General features: G+C 69.8%; 4 protein-coding genes and 1 pseudogene. 3 read left to right on the top strand and 2 right to left on the bottom strand.

Going from position 1 to position 5,824, the window contains the following annotated elements; genetic code table 11:
• Nucleotides 1-42 precede the first annotated feature (42 nt).
• Nucleotides 43-822, bottom strand: a complete 780-nt coding sequence (lexA, locus tag C1I97_RS29710) for a transcriptional repressor LexA (protein WP_111006199.1) — start codon at nt 820-822, stop codon at nt 43-45.
• Nucleotides 823-1,387: 565 nt separating this feature from the next.
• Between lexA and nrdR the strand changes: the two genes are divergently transcribed.
• Together nrdR and C1I97_RS29700 are read left to right on the top strand one after the other, a co-directional pair.
• On the top strand, nt 1,388-1,942 hold the full coding sequence (gene nrdR / locus C1I97_RS29705) for a transcriptional regulator NrdR (protein ID WP_111006198.1): 555 nt from the start codon (nt 1,388-1,390) through the stop codon (nt 1,940-1,942).
• Nucleotides 1,943-2,102: 160 nt separating this feature from the next.
• On the top strand, nt 2,103-4,991 hold the full coding sequence (locus C1I97_RS29700; protein WP_111006197.1) for a vitamin B12-dependent ribonucleotide reductase: 2,889 nt from the start codon (nt 2,103-2,105) through the stop codon (nt 4,989-4,991).
• Between the two features lie 64 nt (nt 4,992-5,055).
• Here the strand turns inward: C1I97_RS29700 and C1I97_RS29695 are convergent, their stop codons facing one another.
• Entirely contained in the window at nt 5,056-5,658 is a 603-nt protein-coding gene (locus C1I97_RS29695; protein WP_111006196.1) for a TerD family protein, read from the bottom strand.
• Nucleotides 5,659-5,743: 85 nt separating this feature from the next.
• On the opposite strand from C1I97_RS29695, the pseudogene C1I97_RS29690 reads away from it, so the two are divergent.
• Nucleotides 5,744-5,824 (top strand): annotated as a pseudogene (locus tag C1I97_RS29690) (DUF4937 domain-containing protein); the annotation flags it as partial.

Here is a 5,824-nt window from a genome sequence, read left to right as displayed (position 1 = left end):
ATCAGGGGGCGGGTGGGTGTGGTCCGCCCGCCGCGGTGGCCGTCACACGCGCCGCAGCACCGCGACCACCTTGCCGAGGATGGTCGCGTCATCGCCCGGGATCGGCTCGTACGCCGCGTTGTGCGGGAGGAGCCAGACGTGGCCGTCCTCGCGCTTGAAGCGCTTGACGGTGGCCTCGCCGTCGATCATCGCGGCCACGATGTCGCCGTTCTCGGCGACCTGCTGGCGGCGGACGGTGACCCAGTCGCCGTCGCAGATCGCGGCCTCGATCATCGAGTCACCGACGACCTTCAGGACGAACAGCTCGCCGTCGCCGACCAGCTGCCGGGGGAGGGGGAAGACGTCCTCGACGGACTCCTCGGCGAGGATCGGCCCACCGGCGGCGATCCGGCCGACCAGAGGGACGTACGACGCCGCCGGCTTGCCCACCGTGTCCGCCGGCTGCAGGGGGGCGGCCTGGTCCGAGCCGCGGACCTCGTACGCGCGCGGGCGGTGCGGGTCACGGCGCAGGAAGCCCTTGCGCTCGAGCGCCATCAGCTGGTGCGCGACCGAGGAGGTGCTGGAGAGGCCGACGGCCTGCCCGATCTCCCGCATGGACGGCGGGTATCCGCGCCGCTGCACGGAGTCCCTGATGACCTCGATCACCCGGCGCTGCCGGTCGGTGAGGCCCGAGCTGTCCGCCCGGATGCCTGGAGGTCGGCCCGGCAGGGAGCGCTTGGGTCCCTCGGGATTCATGGCTTCGTTCATCGCGTGCACCGGCTCGAGTCGGCCCTGGGAGCGGTCCTGGGCGGTGATGGTGGCACTGTCTGCGGTGGTGGTCACGTCGGCCCCTCTCGGTGGTCTCCCTCCGGCACAACGGTAGTTGCTTTCGAAAGGTTGCGCCAAACACACGTTCGAGTGAAAAACCGAGGAGTAGCTGACTTAATCACGTGCCTGGGTGTATGGCCTCGCGCCAGCCGGCGGACGGAGCGGAAGGGCTGATTGCTGTACTCTTCACCGCCGGGCGGCGACCTCGTGAGTTGCCGTCCCGGTCTGCCGTCCGGCGTTCAGCCGACCGGACTCCGGCGCACGTCTGCCCGGCGGTCCCACGCGTCCTCCGTGCGGCGCCCACGGTATCTCCGCGAGTGTCCCGGCGATACGGCCGTGCACCGGCGTGTTTTCCGTGGTGATGCGGGAAGACGGCTCATGGCCGCGTCCGCGTGACGCGCGCGAATCCCTGTGCCTGGAGAGCTGATCCCCACATCTAGTGGTTGGATGGCTACAGCAGCCCACAGGTTGTGGTCCCTGGTCTTCGGTCCGCTGATCATCGCCTATGCTTGGGGCTGCTTCGCGGGGCCCCTGGGGCCTGGCGAGGCCATTGAGTCTGCTGTGAGGAGGGTTGGAGTCCATGCACTGCCCCTTCTGCAGGCACCCCGACAGCCGTGTGGTCGACAGCCGTACGACGGACGACGGCACGTCCATCCGCAGGCGCCGCCAGTGCCCCGACTGCTCCCGGCGGTTCACGACCGTGGAGACGTGCTCGCTCATGGTGGTCAAGCGGTCCGGAGTCACCGAGCCGTTCAGCCGCACCAAGGTCATCAACGGTGTGCGCAAGGCGTGCCAGGGGCGGCCCGTGACGGAGGACGCGCTCGCCCAGCTCGGCCAGCGGGTCGAGGAGGCGGTGCGCGCCAGCGGGAGCGCCGAGGTGGCCGCCCACGAGGTGGGGCTCGCCATACTCGGTCCCCTGCGGGAGCTCGACCTCGTCGCCTATCTGCGGTTCGCGTCCGTCTACCGGGCGTTCGACTCGCTCGAGGACTTCGAGGCCGCCATCGCGGAACTCAGGGAAGAGGCGGAGCGCCCCGCCGCGCAGGACGGCGACGGCGCGGGCGCGGGGAGCCAGGAAGACGACCGCGGGCACGGAGGGACGGCTGAGGTCCCGGTGCCCGCGAACGCCGCCGGCTGATCGGCGGGCCGGCCCGGACGGCGCGTCCGGACCCGGACCGGCGGCGGCGGGCGAGACCGGTCGCGGGCGGCAGCGAGGGTGCCCGCGATGTCAGACAGAACACCGTGCTCCGGAACAAAAGGGGCACTTCAGGGCGTTTTCGCCCGTACAGGGAGGCGGCATGACAGAGACGGCGAGCGGCCCGGCACGAGGCTCCCGAGCCAAGGGCGCCAAGGCCGGCAAGGGGCTGCGTATCGAGCGCATCCACACCACCCCCGGTGTACACCCGTACGACGAGGTGGCCTGGGAGCGCCGTGACGTCGTCATGACCAACTGGCGCGACGGCTCGGTCAACTTCGAGCAGCGTGGCGTCGAGTTCCCCGACTTCTGGTCGGTGAACGCGGTCAACATCGTCACCAGCAAGTACTTCCGCGGTGCCGTCGGCACCCCGCAGCGCGAGACCAGCCTCAAGCAGCTGATCGACCGCATCGTGAAGACGTACCGGAAGGCCGGCGAGGACCACAAGTACTTCGCCTCGCCCGCCGACGCCGAGATCTTCGAGCACGAACTGGCCTACGCCCTCCTGCACCAGATCTTCAGCTTCAACAGTCCTGTCTGGTTCAACGTCGGCACGCCCCAGCCCCAGCAGGTCTCCGCCTGCTTCATCCTGTCCGTCGACGACTCCATGGAGTCGATCCTCGACTGGTACAAGGAAGAGGGCATGATCTTCAAGGGCGGCTCCGGCGCCGGCCTGAACCTCTCCCGCATCCGCTCCTCCAAGGAGCTGCTCTCCTCCGGCGGCACCGCCTCCGGTCCCGTCTCCTTCATGCGCGGCGCCGACGCCTCCGCCGGCACCATCAAGTCCGGCGGCGCCACCCGCCGCGCGGCCAAGATGGTCATCCTCGACGTCGACCACCCCGACATCGAGGACTTCATCGAGACCAAGGTCAAGGAGGAGGAGAAGATCCGCGCCCTGCGCGACGCGGGCTTCGACATGGACCTCGGCGGTGACGACATCACCTCCGTCCAGTACCAGAACGCCAACAACTCGGTCCGCGTGAACGACGAGTTCATGAAGGCGGTCGAGCAGGGCGGCACCTTCGGCCTGCGCGCGCGGATGACCGGCGAGGTCATCGAGGAGACCGACGCCAAGTCCCTCTTCCGCAAGATGGCCGAGGCCGCCTGGGCCTGCGCCGACCCGGGCATCCAGTACGACGACACGATCAACCACTGGCACACCTGCCCGGAGTCCGGCCGCATCAACGGCTCGAACCCCTGCAGCGAGTACATGCACCTGGACAACACGTCCTGCAACCTCGCCTCGCTGAACCTGATGAAGTTCCTCAAGGACGACGGCAAGGGCAACCAGTCCTTCGACGTCGAGCGCTTCTCGAAGGTCGTCGAGCTGGTCATCACCGCGATGGACATCTCCATCTGCTTCGCGGACTTCCCGACCCAGAAGATCGGCGAGAACACGCGCGCGTACCGCCAGCTCGGCATCGGCTACGCCAACCTCGGCGCCCTGCTGATGGCCACGGGCCACGCCTACGACTCCGACGGCGGCCGCGCCCTCGCCGGTGCCATCACCTCCCTGATGACCGGCACCGCCTACAAGCGCTCCGCCGAACTCGCCGCGGTCGTCGGCCCGTACGACGGCTACGCCCGCAACGCCCAGCCGCACCTGCGGGTGATGAAGCAGCACGCCGACGCCAACGCCACGGCCGTCCGCATGGACGACCTGGACACCTCGGTCTGGGCCGCCGCCACCGAGGCCTGGCAGGACGTGCTGCGCCTCGGCGAGAAGAACGGGTTCCGCAACTCGCAGGCGTCCGTCCTCGCGCCGACCGGCACCATCGGCCTGGCCATGTCCTGCGACACCACCGGTGTCGAGCCCGACCTCGCGCTGGTCAAGTTCAAGAAGCTCGTCGGCGGCGGCTCGATGCAGATCGTCAACGGCACCGTCCCGCAGGCCCTGCGCCGCCTGGGCTACCAGGAGGAGCAGATCGAGGCGATCGTCGCCCACATCGCCGAGCACGGCAACGTGATCGACGCCCCCGGCCTCAAGCACGAGCACTACGAGGTGTTCGACTGCGCCATGGGCGAGCGCGCCATCTCCCCGATGGGCCACGTCCGCATGATGGCCGCGATCCAGCCGTGGATCTCCGGCGCCATCTCCAAGACGGTCAACATGCCGGAGTCGGCCACCGTCGAAGAGGTCGAGGAGATCTACTTCGAGGCGTGGAAGCTGGGCGTGAAGGCGCTCGCCATCTACCGCGACAACTGCAAGGTCGGCCAGCCGCTCTCCGCCAAGAAGAAGGACTCCGCCCAGGAGAAGGCCGAGGAGACCGCCGCGTCCGGGCCCAAGGCCGAGAAGGTCGTCGAGTACCGCCCGGTCCGCAAGCGCCTGCCCAAGGGCCGGCCCGGCATCACCACCTCCTTCACCGTCGGCGGCGCCGAGGGCTACATGACCGCCAACTCCTACCCGGACGACGGTCTCGGCGAGGTCTTCCTGAAGATGTCCAAGCAGGGATCGACTCTCGCGGGCATGATGGACGCCTTCTCGATCGCCGTGTCGGTGGGCCTGCAGTACGGCGTGCCGCTGGAGACGTACGTCTCGAAGTTCACGAACATGCGCTTCGAGCCGGCCGGCATGACCGACGACCCGGACGTGCGGATGGCACAGTCGATCGTCGACTACATCTTCCGCCGCCTGGCGCTGGACTTCCTGCCCTTCGAGACGCGCTCCGCGCTCGGCATCCACTCCGCCGAGGAGCGCCAGCGCCACCTCGAGACCGGCTCCTACGAGCCGGCCGACGACGAGCTCGACGTCGAGGGCCTGGCCCAGTCGGCGCCGCTGCAGACCGACCTGAGGGCGGTCGCCACGCCGAAGGCCGAGGCCGAGGCGGCCAAGCCCGCCCCGAAGCAGGCGCATACCAGCGCCGAGCTGGTGGAGATGCAGCTGGGCATCCAGGCCGACGCCCCGCTGTGCTTCTCCTGCGGTACGAAGATGCAGCGGGCCGGTTCCTGCTACATCTGCGAGGGCTGCGGCTCGACGAGCGGCTGCAGCTGACCTGACAGGCCCACCGTGAAGCAGGGGGCGCCGGCCGTGGACCGGCGCCCCCTGCCCGTACCGGCTACGGCAGGTGCGCGCGGCCCATCGTGCGCGTGAAGGTGTCCGGGTCGCCGTCGAAGCCGTGCAGACCGGGGCGGAAGTCCCAGCTCCCCGAGGCGTCCCGCGAGAACTCCGCGACGGTGGCCGCCGTCGCGCCGGGCACACCGGCGAAGTCGTCCTCGGCGAGGACGGTGTAGCCCTCACGGACGCGCAGTCCCGGTCCGAGCACGTCGGCGAAGGTACGGCGTACGGGACGCTGCTGGATGACGACGCCGACCACCACGCGCGCGTACCGGCCGTCGAGCCGGTCGAGTTCCAGCGTCATGACCTCGTCCCACCCGAAGCCCATGCCGTCCCTGCTGTCCCGGTCGAGGTGGATGGTGCCGTCGGGGGAGCGGCTGCCGAAATGGACCACGTACGCCGGATCGCCGTACGGGTCGCCCGCCCGGTAGGTCGCGGCGACGACGTCCAGGTCGGTGGGCGGCCGCCCCGCCGGGCTGGGATCCCACTTGAGCGCTACCTCTGCCGTGCGGATCCCCTTGCTGAGCCTGCTCACGGAACTCCCCTTTCCCCGGGCCGTGCGCCCTCCTGCCTCAACTTCCCTTGCGAGGGCGCCTGTTGCCATCGTGCCACGCGCGCGGGGGCGCTTGCGCGGGCGCTGTCCCCACGAGGGTGACCGACGCCATGCTCCAGGGCCTTACCATGGCGCGGTGCTGGTCAAGTGGATTCGCTGCACCGTGGTGGACCGCCGGGGCTTCGAGCGGGGGCAGCGGAAATGGGCGGGGCTTCTG

Origin of the sequence: Streptomyces sp. NTH33 (genome assembly GCF_003236365.1) — a bacterium.
Classification (GTDB): Bacteria; Actinomycetota; Actinomycetes; order Streptomycetales; family Streptomycetaceae; genus Streptomyces.
The sequence above is the reverse complement of the archived record's forward strand: the minus strand, read 5'-3'. Positions and strand labels throughout refer to the sequence as shown.